At 64.6% G+C, this 16,252-nt stretch carries 18 protein-coding genes; 11 read left to right on the top strand and 7 right to left on the bottom strand.

Going from position 1 to position 16,252, the window contains the following annotated elements:
• From A7D16_RS04225 to zwf, 6 genes are all read right to left on the bottom strand, one after another.
• A partial coding sequence (locus A7D16_RS04225; RefSeq protein ID WP_153043122.1) for an IS110 family transposase occupies positions 1 to 335 on the bottom strand: 335 nt, incomplete at its 3' end.
• A 609-nt stretch (positions 336 to 944) separates the two neighbouring features.
• On the bottom strand, positions 945 to 1,604 hold the full coding sequence (locus A7D16_RS04220; RefSeq protein ID WP_064630122.1) for a bifunctional 4-hydroxy-2-oxoglutarate aldolase/2-dehydro-3-deoxy-phosphogluconate aldolase: 660 nt from the start codon (positions 1,602 to 1,604) through the stop codon (positions 945 to 947).
• 51 nt (positions 1,605 to 1,655) lie between these two features.
• Positions 1,656 to 3,572, bottom strand: coding sequence for a phosphogluconate dehydratase (gene edd, locus A7D16_RS04215; RefSeq protein WP_064630120.1), 1,917 nt, complete (start codon positions 3,570 to 3,572; stop codon positions 1,656 to 1,658).
• Positions 3,573 to 3,712: 140 nt separating this feature from the next.
• Positions 3,713 to 4,432 carry a 6-phosphogluconolactonase gene (pgl, locus tag A7D16_RS04210; RefSeq protein WP_064630119.1) on the bottom strand — a complete coding sequence of 240 codons (720 nt, stop codon included), beginning with the start codon at positions 4,430 to 4,432 and terminating at the stop codon, positions 3,713 to 3,715.
• Positions 4,429 to 5,436 (bottom strand): glucokinase, encoded by a 1,008-nt coding sequence (gene glk, locus A7D16_RS04205; RefSeq protein WP_064630118.1) that lies wholly within the window; start codon positions 5,434 to 5,436, stop codon positions 4,429 to 4,431. The genes pgl and glk overlap by 4 nt, the downstream gene beginning before the upstream one ends.
• Positions 5,433 to 6,863: a glucose-6-phosphate dehydrogenase gene (gene zwf / locus A7D16_RS04200; protein WP_064630117.1), complete on the bottom strand. Its 1,431-nt coding sequence runs from the start codon at positions 6,861 to 6,863 to the stop codon at positions 5,433 to 5,435. The genes glk and zwf overlap by 4 nt, the downstream gene beginning before the upstream one ends.
• A gap of 421 nt (positions 6,864 to 7,284) precedes the next feature.
• Between zwf and A7D16_RS04195 the strand changes: the two genes are divergently transcribed.
• Entirely contained in the window at positions 7,285 to 8,373 is a 1,089-nt protein-coding gene (locus tag A7D16_RS04195; RefSeq protein WP_064630116.1) for an ABC transporter ATP-binding protein, read from the top strand.
• Positions 8,374 to 8,512: 139 nt separating this feature from the next.
• Here A7D16_RS04195 and ygfZ read toward each other — a convergent pair whose 3' ends face one another.
• Positions 8,513 to 9,385, bottom strand: coding sequence for a CAF17-like 4Fe-4S cluster assembly/insertion protein YgfZ (gene ygfZ / locus A7D16_RS04190; protein ID WP_064630115.1), 873 nt, complete (start codon positions 9,383 to 9,385; stop codon positions 8,513 to 8,515).
• On the opposite strand from ygfZ, the gene A7D16_RS24300 reads away from it, so the two are divergent.
• From A7D16_RS24300 to lolD, 10 genes are all read left to right on the top strand, one after another.
• Positions 9,287 to 9,595, top strand: coding sequence for a DUF1674 domain-containing protein (locus A7D16_RS24300; RefSeq protein WP_249046998.1), 309 nt, complete (start codon positions 9,287 to 9,289; stop codon positions 9,593 to 9,595). The genes ygfZ and A7D16_RS24300 overlap by 99 nt on opposite strands.
• A 56-nt stretch (positions 9,596 to 9,651) precedes the next feature.
• Positions 9,652 to 10,044 (top strand): succinate dehydrogenase, cytochrome b556 subunit, encoded by a 393-nt coding sequence (gene sdhC, locus A7D16_RS04185; protein WP_064630114.1) that lies wholly within the window; start codon positions 9,652 to 9,654, stop codon positions 10,042 to 10,044.
• Positions 10,041 to 10,427, top strand: coding sequence for a succinate dehydrogenase, hydrophobic membrane anchor protein (gene sdhD / locus A7D16_RS04180; protein WP_064630112.1), 387 nt, complete (start codon positions 10,041 to 10,043; stop codon positions 10,425 to 10,427). The genes sdhC and sdhD overlap by 4 nt, the downstream gene beginning before the upstream one ends.
• 34 nt (positions 10,428 to 10,461) lie before the next feature.
• Positions 10,462 to 12,252 (top strand): succinate dehydrogenase flavoprotein subunit, encoded by a 1,791-nt coding sequence (gene sdhA / locus A7D16_RS04175; RefSeq protein ID WP_064630110.1) that lies wholly within the window; start codon positions 10,462 to 10,464, stop codon positions 12,250 to 12,252.
• Positions 12,253 to 12,261: 9 nt separating this feature from the next.
• Positions 12,262 to 12,465, top strand: a complete 204-nt coding sequence (locus A7D16_RS04170; protein ID WP_064630135.1) for a hypothetical protein — start codon at positions 12,262 to 12,264, stop codon at positions 12,463 to 12,465.
• Positions 12,466 to 12,481: 16 nt separating this feature from the next.
• Complete coding sequence (locus A7D16_RS04165; RefSeq protein WP_064630109.1) at positions 12,482 to 13,264, top strand: succinate dehydrogenase iron-sulfur subunit; 783 nt, start codon at positions 12,482 to 12,484, stop codon at positions 13,262 to 13,264.
• Positions 13,265 to 13,375: 111 nt separating this feature from the next.
• The gene (locus A7D16_RS04160; protein WP_064630107.1) at positions 13,376 to 13,624 is read left to right on the top strand and encodes an FAD assembly factor SdhE; all 249 of its coding nucleotides are present in this window, start codon (positions 13,376 to 13,378) and stop codon (positions 13,622 to 13,624) included.
• Positions 13,575 to 14,027: a hypothetical protein gene (locus A7D16_RS04155; protein ID WP_064630105.1), complete on the top strand. Its 453-nt coding sequence runs from the start codon at positions 13,575 to 13,577 to the stop codon at positions 14,025 to 14,027. The genes A7D16_RS04160 and A7D16_RS04155 overlap by 50 nt, the downstream gene beginning before the upstream one ends.
• 23 nt (positions 14,028 to 14,050) lie before the next feature.
• Positions 14,051 to 15,292, top strand: a complete 1,242-nt coding sequence (locus A7D16_RS04150) for a lipoprotein-releasing ABC transporter permease subunit (protein WP_064630103.1) — start codon at positions 14,051 to 14,053, stop codon at positions 15,290 to 15,292.
• On the top strand, positions 15,285 to 16,040 hold the full coding sequence (gene lolD, locus A7D16_RS04145; RefSeq protein WP_064630101.1) for a lipoprotein-releasing ABC transporter ATP-binding protein LolD: 756 nt from the start codon (positions 15,285 to 15,287) through the stop codon (positions 16,038 to 16,040). The genes A7D16_RS04150 and lolD overlap by 8 nt, the downstream gene beginning before the upstream one ends.
• The last annotated feature ends 212 nt before the right edge of the window (positions 16,041 to 16,252 follow it).

Here is a 16,252-nt window from a genome sequence, read left to right as displayed (position 1 = left end):
GGCGTGAGTGATAACAGCATCGCCATCTGCGCCAGCACACGCGCATCCAAGGTGTCGGTCTTGGCTAGTTGGCCGATGGCCTTGGCAAAGTCACGCGCCTGGCGAGGGTTCACACGCGCCACCGGCAAGCCGGCCGCATGCAGCGCATCCAGCGCTGCCAGTTCGTAGCCGCCCGTGGCTTCCAGTACCACTTGGTGCAGCTCCATGTGTCCCAGCCAGCTGCGCAGCTGGCGCAGACCTGCCGCCGTGTTGGGGAAGCGCCGCTCGCCCTTGCAGCCATGCACATGCACATCCAACCACTGCTTGCTGACATCGATACCTACGCCGTATGCCATGGAAAAACTCCGCTATGCTCGAAGGGTCGAGAGCTCTCCTGGGCTGCCCAGCCTGATCGTTACGAGTGCCAACTCCAGCAACTGTTCGGGCGTTTGCCAGGAGATCCCGGCGAGGCGACCTCGCTCTCCCGCGGTTGTTTAGACCTGTGGGTTATCGGTCGACCACGCCGGCTCTCGACACCTAATCTGGCAGATCGCCAAGAGATAAGGGGTTGGGGTGAGGGTACGGTTTCCCCAGTTATTGCCCAGCATGCAGCTGTCAGACACTGACTTCGGCGTCAGGCGGCAGCGCGGCCGGGAATCGGCTCTTCGGCGCGGCAGACCTCCTGTCTGACGCGCCGTCGCGGCACATCCCTGTGCCGCTCTCCGCCAATCCCCGGCCATGCTGCCGCCACGGTTCGTCGTCGCCATGGCGTCGATCGGCAAAATCGCGTAGCAAGCGAGGCTTTAAAAAATCGTGTGTCAGCCTTCGATCAAGAGGTTGGAGTGGCAACCACCACGCATGAGCGCTGGATCTCCAAACCTTGTTGAGAGAATCAGCACGTCCTTTCCGACGCGCTGATCCCTCACATCCGGTCATCAATTCGCCGAACAGAGGTGTCCAGCAACTCAGCCCGCACGCACCTGCCGTACGATCTCGGCAGCCTTGGCCGAGCTTTCCTTGACCTTGTCCCACTGGCCCTGCGCCAGCCAATCCTTGGGCACCATCCACGAACCGCCGATGCACAGCACGTTCGGCTGCGCCAGGAATTCGGCCGCATTGGCTTCACTGATGCCGCCGGTGGGGCAGAGCTTGAGTTCGGATAGGGGACCGGCCAGGCCCTTGAGCATCTGCAGGCCGCCCACGGCGGTGGCCGGGAACAGCTTGCACACGCGGAAGCCCAGGCCCATCAGGGTGAGCAGTTCGGTCGGGGTAGCCGCGCCAGGTACGGCCGGAATCGGCGCATCTGCCAACAGACGCGCCAATGGTGCGGGCGTGCCGGGAGTGACCAGGAAGTCGGCGCCGGCATCCACCGACTGACGCAACTGCAATTCGCTCAGCACGGTACCTGCGCCGATCACGATGTTGGGCAGCTCGCGCTTGAGCATCGCCAGCGCGTCGATCGCCACCGGCGTGCGCAGGGTCAGCTCGATCGCGGGCAGGCCGCCTTCGAGCAGCGCATCGGCGACGCGGCGCGCCTGGTCCAGCGTATCGACAGTGACCACCGGCAGGATGCCGGCGTCGCGCAGCAGCTGTTCGGCGGTGTTCTGGGTCTGGGCAATCGTCATTGCAACTCCGGTTGACGGCGACCGCCGGGGCGGCCGCAGAGAGGGAAGGGGTCAGGCGTCCTTGGACTCGTGCGGCGCGGCGGCGGCGGCCGCATCGGCACCGAGTTCGTACTCGGCGTCGTAGCTCCACAGCGCACCGTCCGGGTGGGTCGGGCCGCAGGAAATCGAAATCGCGCCCTGGTCGGCCGGGCCGACAACCTGGCGGTTGATGGCGAACAGGTTGCGGCCCAGGTCGTTGCCAGCCACCGCAGTGTTCGGTGCGACCTCGCGCGATGCCCATTCTTCGGCCGACACCAGCACTTCCAAGGTGCCGGCCTCGCCGTCCAGGCGCACGATGTCGCCTTCGCGCACGCGCCCGATCGGCCCACCGCGTGCGGCTTCCGGGGTCATGTGGATCGCGGCCGGGAACTTGCCCGAGGCGCCGGACAAACGCCCATCGGTGACCAACGCCACGCGCCGGCCCTGGTTCTGCAGCAGGCCCAGCAGCGGCGCCATCGAATGCAGCTCCGGCATCCCGTTCGCGCGCGGGCCCTGGTAGCGCAGCACCACCACGAAATCGTGCGGCAGCACGCCGGCCGCATGCAGTTTGTTGAGCACCTGCGGGGTGTCGATCACCACTGCGGGCGCTTCGATGCTGCGGTGCTGCGGCTTGACTGCCGACAGCTTGATCAACGAGCGGCCCAGGTTGCCGCGCAGCAGGCGCAGCCCACCCTGCGATTCGAAGGCATCGCTGACCGGGCGCGCCACGCTGTCGTCGGCAGTAGTCGCGGTGCCGGGCACGTAGGTGACTTTGCCATCCTGCAGGCGCGGTTCGTTGGCGTAGGCGCGCATGCCGCCTTCGACCACGGTGGGCAGGTCGTCGTGCATGTAGCCGGCGTCCATCAGTTCGCGGAACACGAATGCCGTGCCGCCTGCGGCTTGGAAGCGGTTCACGTCGGCTTCGCCATTCGGGTAAATGCGGGTTAGCAACGGCACGGTCTGCGAGATCAGGTCCATGTCGTCCCAGGTCAGCACGATGCCGGCCGCACGCGCCACCGCGATCCAATGGATGGTGTGGTTGGTCGAGCCGCCGGTCGCCATCAGGGTGACCACGGCATTGACGATGGCGCGCTCGTCGATCAAACGACCGAACGGACGGAAATCCTGACCCAGCGCGGAGATCGCCAACGCACGTGCGGTGCCCTCGCGGGTCAGTGCATCGCGCAACGGCAATTCGGGGTTGACGAACGAGGCGCCGGGCAACTGCACGCCCATCGCTTCGAGCAGCACCTGGTTGGAGTTGGCCGTGCCATAGAAGGTGCAGGTGCCGGGCGAGTGATACGACGCCGATTCGGCTTCCAGCAGCTCGGCACGGGTGGCTTCGCCAGCGGCGTAGCGTTCGCGTACTTCGGCCTTCTGCTTGTTCGGAATGCCCGGCGTCATCGGCCCGGCCGGCATGAAGATCGCCGGCAGATGGCCGAACGCCAGCGCGCCGATCAACAGACCCGGCACGATCTTGTCGCACACGCCCAGGTACACCACGCTGTCGAACATGTCGTGGCTTAGGCCGATTGCCGCAGCCTGCGCGATGTTGTCGCGCGAAAACAGCGACAACTCCATGCCCGCGCGGCCCTGGGTCACGCCATCGCACATCGCCGGCACACCACCGGCCACCTGCGCGGTGGCGCCGAGCGCACGTGCGGCATCGCGAATCAATTGCGGGTAATGCTCGAACGGCTGATGCGCCGACAGCATGTCGTTGTAAGCGGTGATGATGCCGAGGTTGGGCGTGGCCGCACCGCGCAGACGCGATTTATCGGTGGGCTCGGAGGCCGCAAAGCCGTGCGCAAGATTGCCGCAGCTCAGACGGCTACGGAACGGGCCCTCACGCAGGGCGGCATCGAGGCCGGCCAGATACGCCGCGCGCGACGGCGCGCTGCGCTTGCGGATACGGTCGGTGACAGCTTGGATGTTCGGATGCAGGCTCATTGGCTACCGGCTATGAGAAACGGGGGAAGGAAACGCTTTTTTAGTTCCCCGCACACGGATGTGCGGGCTGTTGCGAGGGACTCGCATTACATCGGCTGCTGCGAGGGACTCGCATCAATGACTCACATCAAAACTCACACTCAAGCACACCAGTGAACCCGCAATTTGGGAGCAGGCTGCTGCAGTGCCACGCGGATCGGGTACTCGTTGATGTCGTCACCGGCCAGCGCCGCCTGCAGCACGTCGAGCTTCTGCTTGCCACGCAACAGCAGCAGGCGGGTCGGGATGCTGGCCAGCCCCGCAGGAGTCAGCGTGATGCGCAGCGGCCATTGGTTCGAACCCGGGCAACCGGTGGCATCCAGCGATGCATACGGCTGCGGGCTGGCCAGCGCCTTCGGCAGGTCGGTGGCACCGGGGAACAACGAGGCGGTGTGCCCGTCGCCGCCCATGCCCAGCACCGCCACGCAGGCCGGTTCGGCATGCCTGGCCTGCAGGTTCGCGGTGTGCACGCATTCGGGCAACTGCTTGCCCGGACGCACCAGCGGAATGAAGGTGGCGGCCGGCGCGTGGGTCAGGAAGCTGTGATTCACCAGCCAGGCATTGCTGTCCTGATCCTGCGGCGAGAGCCAGCGCTCATCGACCAGGCCCACTTCCACCCGCGACCAGTCCAGCGGCCGGTGGGCGAGGGATTCGTACACCGGCGCCGGCGTGGTGCCGCCGGAGAGCAGCATGCGCGCCTGGCCGCGACGCGAGATCTCCTGTTCCAGCAGGTCGGCCATTTCGCTGGCCACCGCTTCGGTCCATTCGGCCGGGTCGTCGTAGCGCACCAGGGTGATGCGTGGATTGTCCTGCAAATTCATCGCTGTTCCCCGGGGTGCTGACGTTGTGCATCCACTGCATACGCGGCAGCGCCGAGCAGGCCGGCATGCGGGTGCATGACCGCCAGCGACGGCACCCGCGACATGATCGCGGAGAAACGGCCCTTGTGTTCGAAGCGCTGACGGAAGCCCGAATGCTGCAGCGAATCCAGCACCTTGGGCACCAGCCCGCCGGTAAGGAACACGCCGTCCCAGGCACCCTGCATCAGCACCATGTCGCCGGCGATGGCGCCGAAGATGGCGCAGAACAGATCGATCGTGCGCGCCGAACGCGGGTCGCCTGCCGCCGCGCGTGCGGTGATGTCCTTGGGCTGCAGCGGGCCCGGATCGACACCCGCGATTTCGCTGAGCGCGCGATGGATGTTGACCAGGCCAGGACCGCAGATCAGGCGCTCGTTGGAGACCCGGCCGAACTGTTCGGACAGGATTTCCAGGATGCGGATTTCTTCCGGCGTGCCGGGCGGGAAGCTGACATGGCCGCCCTCGGTTTCCAGCGGAAAGCAGCGCCCGTTGCGGATGATCAGGCCACCCACGCCCAGGCCGGTGCCAGGGCCGATCACGCCGTAGTTGCGCGGCTGATCGATCGGCGCCGGGCGCCAGCTGGCGCCGCCCACCTGCACCACGTCCTGCGGACGCAACAGGCTGATCGCCATGGCCTGCGCGGCGAAGTCGTTGATCAGATGCAAGGTGCTGAAGCCCAGCATGCTGGCGGTGCGCGAGCGCGAGATCACCCACGGGTGGTTGGTGATGCGCGCCTCGTCGCCATCCACACGGCCGGCCACGGCGAACACGCCCTGGGTGGCCTGCACGCCGATCTGGTCGAGGTAGTAGCGCGCGGCTTCGCCGAGCGAACCGAAGTCCACCACCGCAAATTCACGCGAGGTGTCATCCAGCAACGGCAGCGAGGCGTCGACGTCGGCCAGCGCGAAGCGCGCATTGGTTCCGCCGATATCGGCAACCAGCACCGGCTTGGAAGGAGCGATCATGCGTTGTTTCCCTGTGCGTCGGTGGCCGGGGGCAGGAAGTGGGTCGCCGATTCGGGCCCCCAGCTGCCGGCCGGGTAGGACTGCAGTGGCAGCGCGGCGTCTTTCCAGGCGTCGCTGACGCTGTCGATCCACGACCACGCGGCCTTGACCTCGTCATCGCGCACGAACAGCGCCGGGTTGCCGTTGAACGCATCCACGAACAGGCGCTCGTAGGCGATGCGGCGGTGCAGGCCGGTCGGCACCGACAGTTCCAGTTCCAGCGGCTGCAGTTCGATGGCGCCCCATTCCGGGCCGGCCAGGCTGCTCATCAGGCCGAGCTCGATGTTCTCCTGCGGCTGCAACTGGAAGGTCAGGCGGTTAGGCACCGCGTTCTGGCGGTCCGGACGCTCGAACAGCCAATGCGTCACCGGCTTGAGCGTGACCACGATGCGGGTGGACCGCTCGGCCAGACGCTTGCCGGTGCACAGGTGGAACGGCACCCCGGCCCAGCGCCAGTTGTCGATATGCGCGGTCACCGCGACGAAGGTTTCCACGTCGCTGCCTTCCGGTGGGTGATAGGCCTGTGCCGGCTGGCCGTTGATGGTGCCGGCGGTGTAGCGGCCGCGTACGCTGTCGTGCGCGGCATGCTCGGCGGTCATCGGGCGCAGCGCCCGCAGCACTTTGACCTTTTCGTCGCGAATGCGGTCGGCCTCCAGCGAGGCCGGCGGCTCCATCGCCACCAGGCACAACAGCTGCAGGATATGGCTCTGCACCATGTCGCGCAGTGCGCCGGAGCGTGCGTAGTAGGCATCGCGCCCATCCACGCCTTCGCTTTCGGCAACCAGGATCTGCACCGATTCGATATAGGTGCGGTTCCACACTGCTTCGAGCAGCGTGTTGCCGAAGCGCAGCGCGATCAGGTTCTGCACCGCCGCCTTGCCCAGATAATGGTCGAGACGGAATACGCGGTCTTCGTCGATCAGCGCGCCGATCGACTGCAGGATTTCGCGGGCGCTGTCCGAGTCATGGCCGATCGGCTTTTCCAGCATCAGCCGGTGCGGTGCCGCCAGCGCGCCACCCAGGGCCAGGCCCTGGCAGGTGCTGATGTACAGGCCCGGCGGAATCGCCAGATAGCTCACGCACTGACGGCTGGCCAGCTCGCGCACCGCATTGGCGACAGACTCGGCGTCGCGCAGATCCACCGATCGGTAGTCCACGCGCTCCAGCAGCGTTTGGATCTGCTCCGGCGTGGCGATCGGAAGCGCCTCGGTCAGGCGCGGCCGCAGCACTTCACGGAAGGCCTCGGTGTCGTGCGGCGACAACGCCAGCGCACGGATGCGGAAGTCCTCCGGCAACAAACCGTCGACGAACAGCCGCAGCAGGGAAGGGAAGAGATAGCGCTGGGCAAGATCGCCGGTGGCGCCGAACAGGATCAGGGTGTTGTGCATGGACCGCGTTTCAGATTCTGGAGACATCGTTATCAGCAGCTTGTCGGAAAGGCGCCGGACGGCCGGCGGTCGGTACGTCTGTTCCTGAGCGACACTTGCGTGCGCGCAGCGGGGGATGGACGCGCACGCCCAATCCCCGATTGTTGCAGTAACTGGTGATCAGCGGTTAGCGCTGTGGCGGCATATCTCCACCTGCGAGGCGGCATGCCTTGCCTCATACGGCGAGCTGCACCGTAGGCAATGGCGCTGGAACTGCGTGGCGGCATGGTCCCTCCCGAGATCGATGTTGCCATGTGAAAACGATTACATGTCAGAATAAACCATTGCATTCGTTTGCAGGTAGTTTCTGGCATGCGCATGCGGCGTCACCGCCATCGGGAGGGCCGAGGGCAGGGCGCACAACTTACGTTGAGGCCGAACGATGGCGAAAGTGCAGTTGGAAGGTGTCCGCAAGGTCTACGAAAACGGCCAGGTGGCAGTGCAGGGTGCGAGCTTTGAAGTGGCCGACGGCGAGTTGATGGTGCTGGTCGGGCCATCCGGCTGCGGTAAATCGACCTTGTTGCGCATGATTGCCGGTCTCGAAGACATCAGTGCCGGCACGCTGAAGATCGGCGAGCGCGTGGTCAACGACGTAGCGCCGAAGGACCGCGACATCGCCATGGTGTTCCAGAGCTATGCGCTGTATCCGCACATGACCGTGGCGGAAAATCTGGCCTTCGGCCTCAAGCTGCGCGGTCACCCCAAGCAGGTCATTGCCGAGCGCGTCAACAATGCTGCCGAGCTGCTGGGTCTGACCCCGATGCTCGACAAGTTGCCCAAGGCGATGTCTGGCGGCCAGCGCCAGCGTGTGGCGCTCGGGCGGGCGATGGTGCGCGAATCGTCGGTGTTCCTGCTCGATGAGCCGCTGTCCAACCTGGACGCCAAGCTGCGCCACAGCGTGCGCACCGAGATTGCGCAGCTGCATCGCAAGCTCGGCACTACCATGATCTACGTGACCCACGACCAGGTCGAAGCGATGACGCTCGGCCAGCGCATCGTGGTGCTCAAGGACGGCGTGATCCAGCAGATTGACAGCCCAATGGCGCTGTACGACCGCCCGGCCAACCTGTTTGTCGCTGGCTTTCTCGGCAGCCCGGCAATGAACGTGCTGCAGGGACGCCTGGATGCCCAGGATGGCCTGCATCTGGTCATGGCCGATGGCTGGCGCGTGCCGCTGGGCGCGGCGCGGGTCGACCCTGCCTGGTTCGGCCAGGACGTGATCGTCGGCGTACGCCCGGAGCACCTGCAGCCATCCGACAACGCGGTGCTGGGCTTCGATGCGCGGGTCGATGTGATCGAGCCGGTCGGCAACGAGATCTTCCTCAATCTCGACCGTGGAGGTCAGCCGCTGGTGATCCGTGTCCCGCCGCAGACCTTGCCGGCGGTGGGCCAGCCACTGCGTCTGGCGCTGCGCAGCGACACCTTGCACTTCTTCGACCCGGCCACCGGGCAGCGCCTGGAAGTGGCTTAGATCAGGCAATAACACGACTGCGCTCGCCGCCAGACGGGCACGGCCGGTGTTCGGAAGCGGCATGGACTAAATGCGCACTACGGTGTTGAGCGCGCCGGCCAAGCCAGCTGACGACTGCTTGCTACGTTTCTAGCTGCGCCTAACGCTCCAGGCCGGGCACGATTACGTGCGGCCTAGCGTCGTGCGCGCCGGCCTGCAAGGCGGTGCCGGCATCCAGGGTCAGTTCCAGCGGCAACACCGCCAGCGCGAGGTTGCCGGCCACGCTTACCACCGTGCCGATCGCGGTGCCGTCCAGTGCGACGGCATCCCCGGCATCGGCCGCAGCATCGGTTTCGAGCAACTGCAATGCGCGCTTGGCCTTGCCCAGAAAGTGCGTCCGCGCCACGATCTCCTGGCCCGGATAGCAGCCCTTTTTCACGCTATAGGCCTGCAGGCGGTCCAGTGCCAGCTGCTGCGGCGTCCACAGTTCGCGCTGGCCCTCGACCAGGCGGGCGAGTCCCAGTTGCAGATCCGCACGCCGCCATTGCGCATCTGCGCTCGCTGGTTCGATAGGCGCCGCCAATGCATCTTCGGCGTACAACAGCAAGGTGCGCGGCAGCGCGGCGCTGCCCATATCCAGTTCGATACGCTGCGTTCTGATATCGGCCTGCGCAGCGTGCGCGTGCACTGGCGCGGCGAAGCCGGCACAGGCGAACAGGGCGGCGGTGCTGATTTTCAGCTTGCGGCGGAACACGAAACGGACGAGCTGCGCGGCGATCTCGGCCGCGTTGCCATCGGGCAACAGCATCAGCAAGTGTGTGTCGTCCTCACGCAGGAGTGCGAAGATGGCAATGACGCGCCCCTTCGCGGTCAACCACGCATTCCACTGCCACTGCCCAACCGCCAACGCCTGCACGTCATTGGCGAATTGGGCATGCGCAAACGCCGCTGCATCCGCGCCGACGAGTCGGACGTATTGCATATCGTGCAGGGAGCCAAAACCCTGTGGAATAAGATTCAGGTTGTCAGCCATGGATGGGGAGGACTAAAATCGCAACGTTGTGAGACCACTATGATAGGCCATCCAACCCCCACCCCAGCGCAGGATTCCGAGACGCAGCCTTCCCCTCAGGAGCAGAAACCCGAGAAGAAGCCACTGCCGAAGGAGATTGGTGGACGCGACGGCCCCGAGCCAACGCGTTACGGCGACTGGGAAAAAAATGGACGCTGCATCGATTTTTGAGCAGCTTTTAGCCACAGCGGCCTAGTGCCGCCCAGCCGAGAAAACGAGCCCAGCGAATGGCGATCCGCGAACGTCCCACTTCTCCACATCTGCAGGTCTACCGCTGGCAGATTCAGATGGCGACCTCGATCCTGCATCGAGCCACCGGTGTCATCCTTTCCGGAGGCGCGCTGGTCATCGCCGTCTCGTTGCTCTTGCTGGTGCTAGGTGAGGACCACTGGAATTGCCTCACCCAGCATCTGGGCGCCTGGTACGGCCAGGTGTTCCTGTTTGCCTGGTCTTGGGCCTTTACCTACCACCTGTCCAACGGCATCCGCCACATCGTCCAGGACTTTGGCCGCGGGTTCAGCATTCCGGCCTTTATCCGCAGCAGCTGGACATCGGTGATCGCCAGCCTGGTACTGACCTGCGCAATCTGGGCGTATGTCCTGACTGGAGCTTCCGCATGAGCCGCTATCGCACTCCGTTGAAAAATGTGCGTGGTCTGGGCGCAGCCAAGACCGGTACCGAACATTTCGTGATGCAGCGCCTGACCGCGACGGCGCTGGTTGTGCTGGCGATCTGGTTTGTGGCGTTCGTGCTGAGCCTGCTTGGTTCCGACTACATGACTGCAGTCACTGCGGTGTCCAAGCCGTGGAATGCCGTGTTGCTGGTCGGTTTCCTGGTGGCGATGTTCTGGCATGCGCAGCTTGGTCTGCAGGTCGTGCTCGAGGACTACATCCACAATTCGCTGCTGGCGCTGGCGTTGCAGACGACGGTGAAGTTCATCGCCGTGCTTGGCGCGATCGTCAGCATTTTCGCAGTGGCGCGCATCGCGCTGGGCGGTGCCTGAGTCATCGGGCACATAGAACAGGAATCCAGATTAGATGTCCGCTTACAAGATCACTGAACACAAGTACGACATGGTCGTGGTGGGTGCCGGCGGCGCCGGCCTGCGTGCCACGTTCGGCTTGGCCCAGAAAGGCCTGCAGACCGTCTGCCTGACCAAGGTCTTCCCGACCCGGTCGCATACCGTCGCCGCGCAGGGCGGTATTTCCGCCGCGCTCGGCAATATGGGCGAAGACGATTGGCGCTACCATTTCTACGACACCATCAAGGGCTCCGATTGGCTGGGCGACCAGGACGCGATCGAGTACATGTGTCGCGAAGCGATTCCAGCCATCATCGAGCTGGAGCACTACGGTGTGCCGTTCTCGCGTACCGAAGAAGGCAAGATCTATCAGCGCCCGTTCGGTGGCATGACCACCAAGTACGGCGAAGGCCCGTCGGCGCAGCGCACCTGCGCCGCAGCCGACCGTACCGGCCACGCCATGCTGCACACGCTGTACCAGCAGTCGCTGGCGCACAATGCACGCTTCATGATCGAGTACTTCGCACTCGATCTGATCTTCGACGAAGAAGGCGTCTGCCGTGGTGTGCTCGCGCTGGACATGGCCGATGGCACGCTGCATCTGTTCCGCGCCCATGGCGTGGTTCTGGCGACCGGCGGTTATGGCCGTGCCTACTTCAGCGCCACCTCCGCCCACACCTGTACCGGTGACGGCGGCGGCCTGGTGATGCGTGCCGGCTTGCCGGTGCAGGACATGGAGTTCGTGCAGTTCCATCCCACCGGCATCTACGGTGCGGGCTGCCTGATCACCGAAGGCGTGCGCGGCGAAGGCGGCATCCTGCGCAACAGCAACGGCGAGCGCTTCATGGAGCGCTATGCACCGCATTACAAGGATCTGGCCTCGCGCGACGTGGTGTCGCGTTCGATGACGGTGGAAATCCGTGAAGGCCGTGGCGTTGGCGAGCACAAGGATCACATCCTGCTCGACCTGACCCACCTCGGCCCGGAAGTCATCAACGAAAAGCTGCCCGGCATCGCCGAAAGTGCGCACATCTTTGCCGGTGTGGACGTGACCAAGCAGCCGATCCCGGTGCTGCCGACCGTGCACTACAACATGGGCGGCATCCCGACCAATTTCTACGGCGAAGTCGTGCGCAAGCAGGGCGACGACCCGGATGCGGTGGTCCCCGGTCTGTACGCGATCGGCGAAGCCGCCTGCGTGTCGGTGCACGGTGCCAACCGGTTGGGTTCCAACTCGCTGCTGGATCTGGTGGTGTTCGGTCGCGCGGTGGCCAACCGCTGCGCCGAGACGGTCAAGCCCAACCAACCGCACAAGACGTTGCCGTCGGATGCGTGCGACAAGGCGCTGGGTCTGCTGGACAAGTTGCGCTACGCCAACGGCTCTACGCCGACGTCGGTGATTCGCGACAACATGCAGCGCACCATGCAGTCCGATGCGGCCGTGTTCCGTACCAGCAAGACGCTGAAGGAAGGCGTGGACAAGATGGCCGAGATCTTCGCCACCTTCGAAGACGTCAAGGTGTCGGACCGCTCGCTGGTATGGAACTCGGACCTGATCGAAACCTACGAATTGAACAACCTGCTGCTCAACGCAGTGGCGACGATCAATTCGGCCGAGCAGCGCAAGGAAAGCCGCGGCGCGCATTCGCACGAGGACTTCCCGGACCGCGACGACGTCAACTGGCAGAAGCACACGCTGGTGACTGTCGACGACAAGGGCAAGTGCGAATTCGAGTACCGCCCTGTGCACATGTATACGCTGAGCAAGGATGTGGACGTGGTCCCGCCGAAGCCGCGCGTTTACTGATCGATGCGCATGCAGCGACTCACTGTTGCCGTGCCACTGCCTGCCACCGCGTCCGCGCGTGGCGGCAATGTGTCGCTGCAATGGTGTCGCAACATGACGCTGGAGCAGCGCCGGCAAGTGGCCGGCCGCTACGCGACTGCTTCGGCAGTGGCATCCGTCATCTTTACCTTCATGCGCACGGTGCGGTTGTCGTTCGCACCGCGCATCGCCTGAGCCAACGAGAGCAGCTATGGCAGAGTTCACCCTCCCCAAGAATTCAAAGATCGGCAAGGGCAAGCATTACCCTGCACAGGGCGCCAAGAACACGCGCACTTTCAAGGTCTACCGCTGGGATCCGGACGTCGACGCCAACCCGCGCACCGACAGCTACGAGATCGATCTGGATAAATGCGGCCCGATGGTGTTGGACGCGCTGATCAAGATCAAGAACGAGATCGACCCGACGTTGGCGTTCCGCCGTTCCTGCCGCGAGGGCATCTGCGGTTCGTGCGCGATGAACATCGACGGAACCAACACGCTGGCCTGCACCAAGGCGATTGCCGCGTGCGGCAAGTCCGAGGTGCCGATCTATCCGCTGCCGCACATGAGCGTGATCAAGGACCTGGTACCGGACCTGACGCATTTCTATGCGCAGTACGCGTCGATCAAGCCGTGGATCCGCACCCAGACCCCGCCGCCGCCGGATCGCGAGCGCTTGCAGTCGCCCGAAGACCGTCGCAAGCTCGATGGCTTGTACGAGTGCATCCTGTGCGCGTGCTGCTCGACCAGCTGCCCGAGCTACTGGTGGAATGGCGAGCGTTACCTGGGCCCGGCAATCCTGCTGCAGGCGTACCGCTGGATCGTCGACTCGCGCGACGAAGACACCGGTGCGCGTCTGGACGATCTGGAAGACCCGTTCAAGCTGTATCGCTGCCACACCATCATGAACTGCGCGCGCACTTGCCCGAAGGGCTTGAATCCTGCGCTGGCGATCGCCGAAATCAAGAAGTTGATGATGGCGCGTCGCGCCTGACCGCACGGTAGTGATTCCCCGCGACGGGGATGTGGTTCGCAGCGGCACCGGCCTTATGGTCAGGTGCCGCTGTCGTTTTCGGCCCGCCACGCGGCGCGGTGGAGAGATGAGATGGACGAACAGACCCTGTTGAAGAAATTGCGCTGGCGTTGCCGGCGTGGCATGCGCGAACTCGACCAGTTGTTCGGGCGCTATCTGGACCAGCGCTGGGTGCAAGCGCCTGACGCCGAGCGCGCGGTTTTCCTACAGCTACTGGATTGCGAAGACGATAAGTTGTGGCGCTGGTTCATGGGATACGAGGCTTGCCCCGATGCCGCCAACGCCGCACTCATCGCCGATATCCGCGCCTTGCCGGCTTGAGTGGCGGCCTTCGCGCGGATTGATTTGCGCATTGGGCGTAGTGATGCTGCTCGCAGTGTGGGCTGTGTGGCGTAGCGGTGTCCCACCGTGGCTGGCAGTGTTGCTATCTGCGTACGCGCTGCTTGCAGGCGGCCGGGCACTGCGTCAGCTGTTGCGCTCGCCAGTGCGGCAACTGCTGGTGCCGTGGGCGGAAACGCCCGCCAGCATTGACGGAGTACAGGTGGACGGGCTGCAGGTGCACTGGCGCGGTCCGCTTGCAGTGGTGTCGTGGACGCAGCCGGATGGCCGACGCCAACGCCTGCATTTCTGGCCGGATACCTTGCTGGCGCCGCAACGACGTGAACTGCGTCTGGCCGCGCAGGCCCATGCCATTTCGTCCCGGCGGCCGCTAGTGGCAACATAGCGTCCCTTTCCCGGTTGAACCGCATGTTCAAACCTATCCCGGTTGCCATCGGCTTGCGCTACCTGCGTGCCAAACGGCGCAATGGCTTCATCTCGTTTATCTCGATGGCATCGATCCTGGGCATCGCCCTGGGCGTGACCGTGCTGATCACCACGCTGGCGGTCATGAGCGGTTTTCAGAAGGAAATCCGCGACCGCCTGTTGCAGATGGCCGCGCATGCCACCGTCAGCGCGGAAGGCGCACCAATGCGCGACTGGCAGCACGCGGTCGAGGTCGCCATGGCCGACCCGCGTGTTGCCGGCGCCGCACCGTATATCGAAACAGAATCGCTGCTGCAGGGTCCGCGCAAGCAGCCGGCGATCGTGCGTGGCATCGTTCCGTCCGAAGAGAACAAGGTGTCTGTACTGGCCAAGAAGATGCAGCAGGGCTCGGTCGACAGCTTGACGTCTGGTTCGTACAACATCGTGATCGGCAAGGAGCTGGCGCTGTGGCTGGGCGTGGACGTGGGCGACAGCATCGTCGTGCTGCTCAGCGATACCCAGGCCACGCCGTTGGGTGCCATGCCGCGGCTCAAGCGTTTCACCGTCAGCGGGATTTTCGAAGCCGGCTACAACGAGATCGATCGCGGCTTGGCCGTGGTCAACATGCAGGATCTGGCGCGCGTGCTGCGCATGGATGGCGTGACCGGCGTGCGTCTGCGCCTGCACGACATGGATCAGGCCTGGCCGGTGGCGCGCGACCTGGCGGTGAAGTTGCATGGCCCGTATCGGGTCAGCGACTGGACCCAGGAAAACGCCAATCTCTATCACTCGTTGAAGATGGAAAAGACCGTGATGGGCATCCTGCTGTCGCTGATCGTGGCGATGGGTGCGTTCAACCTGGTGTCCTCGCAGGTGATGCTGGTGACCGACAAACAGGCCGATATCGCCATTCTGCGCACGCTCGGCTTGTCGCCGGGCGGGGTGATGCAGGTGTTCATGGTGCAGGGCTCGTTGATCGGCTTCATGGGCACCTTCATGGGCGTGATCGGCGGCATCGTGCTGACGCTCAATCTCGAACGCATCCTTGGCGTGATCGAAGCGATTTTCAGCGTGAAGTTGTTGCCCGAAGACGTGTACTACATCACCGGCCTGCCGACCGATATGCAGACCCAGGACGTGGTGGTGATCACCGTCGTGGCGTTGGTGATGAGTTTCCTGGCGACCCTGTATCCGGCCTGGCGCGCCTCGCGCACCCAGCCGGCGGAGGCGCTGCGTTATGAATGAGGTTCGGAAATCGGGAATCGGGAATCGGGAATCGGTCGTGCAAAAGCCAAACCACGCAGAGGCAGTGATTCGGGCCGAGGGTCTGGGCAAGACCTACGCCGAAGGCAAGATGCGCACGCCGGTGTTCGACGGCCTGGATCTGTCGGTGGCCACCGGCGAAACCGTGGCGATCGTTGGTGCCTCCGGTGCCGGCAAGAGCACCTTGTTGCATCTGCTGGGCGGGCTGGATATTCCGACCTCGGGCGAGGTGTATGTAGCGGGCGAGCGTATGTCGGCACTGTCCGATGCGCAGCGCGGCAAGCTGCGCAACCAGGCGCTTGGCTTCGTGTATCAGTTCCATCATCTGCTGCCGGAATTCACCGCGCTGGAAAACGTGATGATGCCGGTGCTGCTGTCGGGCAAGGACGTCTCGGTCGCCAGAGCGCAGGCGTTGCAGTTGCTGGAGTCGGTCGGGCTGGGCCATCGCATTGAACACAAACCCAGCGAGCTGTCGGGCGGCGAGCGTCAGCGCTGTGCGGTGGCCCGTGCGCTGGTCAACAAGCCGGGTTGCGTGCTGGGCGACGAGCCCACCGGTAACCTCGACGACAAGACCGCGGGCACCGTGTTCGAGCTGATGCTGGAGCTCAATCGCGCCCAGCGCACCAGCCTGGTGTTGGTGACGCACGACCGCAGCCTGGCGCGGCGCCTGGACCGCGTGCTGGAGCTGCATCAGGGCAAGCTGCGCGAATTGGCGCCGTCTGCGGTGTAGTCGCTAAGGCGCCGTCGCCGGCTCGGCGGCGCTGCATTAGGAGGGTGATCGAGTTTTTGCCCTCCACGGATGTGACGCAAGGTATCTGCACGATGTCTGCAGATCGTTGTTGCATCGCAAGTGAGTATGCGGCTGCCATTGCGCGAACCCGGCATGGATGCGAATGACTGCGTTGCGCTCTGTGCAACGAAAGCAGTGCGGCACACTCCGCG

This window comes from Xanthomonas nasturtii (genome assembly GCF_001660815.1).
GTDB classification, from domain to species: domain Bacteria; phylum Pseudomonadota; class Gammaproteobacteria; order Xanthomonadales; family Xanthomonadaceae; genus Xanthomonas; species Xanthomonas nasturtii.
The sequence above is the reverse complement of the archived record's forward strand: the minus strand, read 5'-3'. Positions and strand labels throughout refer to the sequence as shown.

Bases quoted from the DNA above. Each gene is read 5' to 3' on its own strand.
- A7D16_RS04220 (WP_064630122.1), bottom strand. From the start codon at position 1,604: ATGACGATTGCCCAGACCCAGAACACCGCCGAACAGCTGCTGCGCGAC.
- edd (WP_064630120.1), bottom strand. From the start codon at position 3,572: ATGAGCCTGCATCCGAACATCCAAGCTGTCACCGACCGTATCCGCAAG.
- pgl (WP_064630119.1), bottom strand. From the start codon at position 4,432: ATGAATTTGCAGGACAATCCACGCATCACCCTGGTGCGCTACGACGAC.
- glk (WP_064630118.1), bottom strand. From the start codon at position 5,436: ATGATCGCTCCTTCCAAGCCGGTGCTGGTTGCCGATATCGGCGGAACC.
- zwf (WP_064630117.1), bottom strand. From the start codon at position 6,863: ATGCACAACACCCTGATCCTGTTCGGCGCCACCGGCGATCTTGCCCAG.
- A7D16_RS04195 (WP_064630116.1), top strand. From the start codon at position 7,285: ATGGCGAAAGTGCAGTTGGAAGGTGTCCGCAAGGTCTACGAAAACGGC.
- A7D16_RS24300 (WP_249046998.1), top strand. From the start codon at position 9,287: ATGCGCAAACGCCGCTGCATCCGCGCCGACGAGTCGGACGTATTGCAT.
- ygfZ (WP_064630115.1), bottom strand. From the start codon at position 9,385: ATGGCTGACAACCTGAATCTTATTCCACAGGGTTTTGGCTCCCTGCAC.
- sdhC (WP_064630114.1), top strand. From the start codon at position 9,652: ATGGCGATCCGCGAACGTCCCACTTCTCCACATCTGCAGGTCTACCGC.
- sdhD (WP_064630112.1), top strand. From the start codon at position 10,041: ATGAGCCGCTATCGCACTCCGTTGAAAAATGTGCGTGGTCTGGGCGCA.
- sdhA (WP_064630110.1), top strand. From the start codon at position 10,462: ATGTCCGCTTACAAGATCACTGAACACAAGTACGACATGGTCGTGGTG.
- A7D16_RS04170 (WP_064630135.1), top strand. From the start codon at position 12,262: ATGCAGCGACTCACTGTTGCCGTGCCACTGCCTGCCACCGCGTCCGCG.
- A7D16_RS04165 (WP_064630109.1), top strand. From the start codon at position 12,482: ATGGCAGAGTTCACCCTCCCCAAGAATTCAAAGATCGGCAAGGGCAAG.
- A7D16_RS04160 (WP_064630107.1), top strand. From the start codon at position 13,376: ATGGACGAACAGACCCTGTTGAAGAAATTGCGCTGGCGTTGCCGGCGT.
- A7D16_RS04155 (WP_064630105.1), top strand. From the start codon at position 13,575: ATGCCGCCAACGCCGCACTCATCGCCGATATCCGCGCCTTGCCGGCTT.
- A7D16_RS04150 (WP_064630103.1), top strand. From the start codon at position 14,051: ATGTTCAAACCTATCCCGGTTGCCATCGGCTTGCGCTACCTGCGTGCC.
- lolD (WP_064630101.1), top strand. From the start codon at position 15,285: ATGAATGAGGTTCGGAAATCGGGAATCGGGAATCGGGAATCGGTCGTG.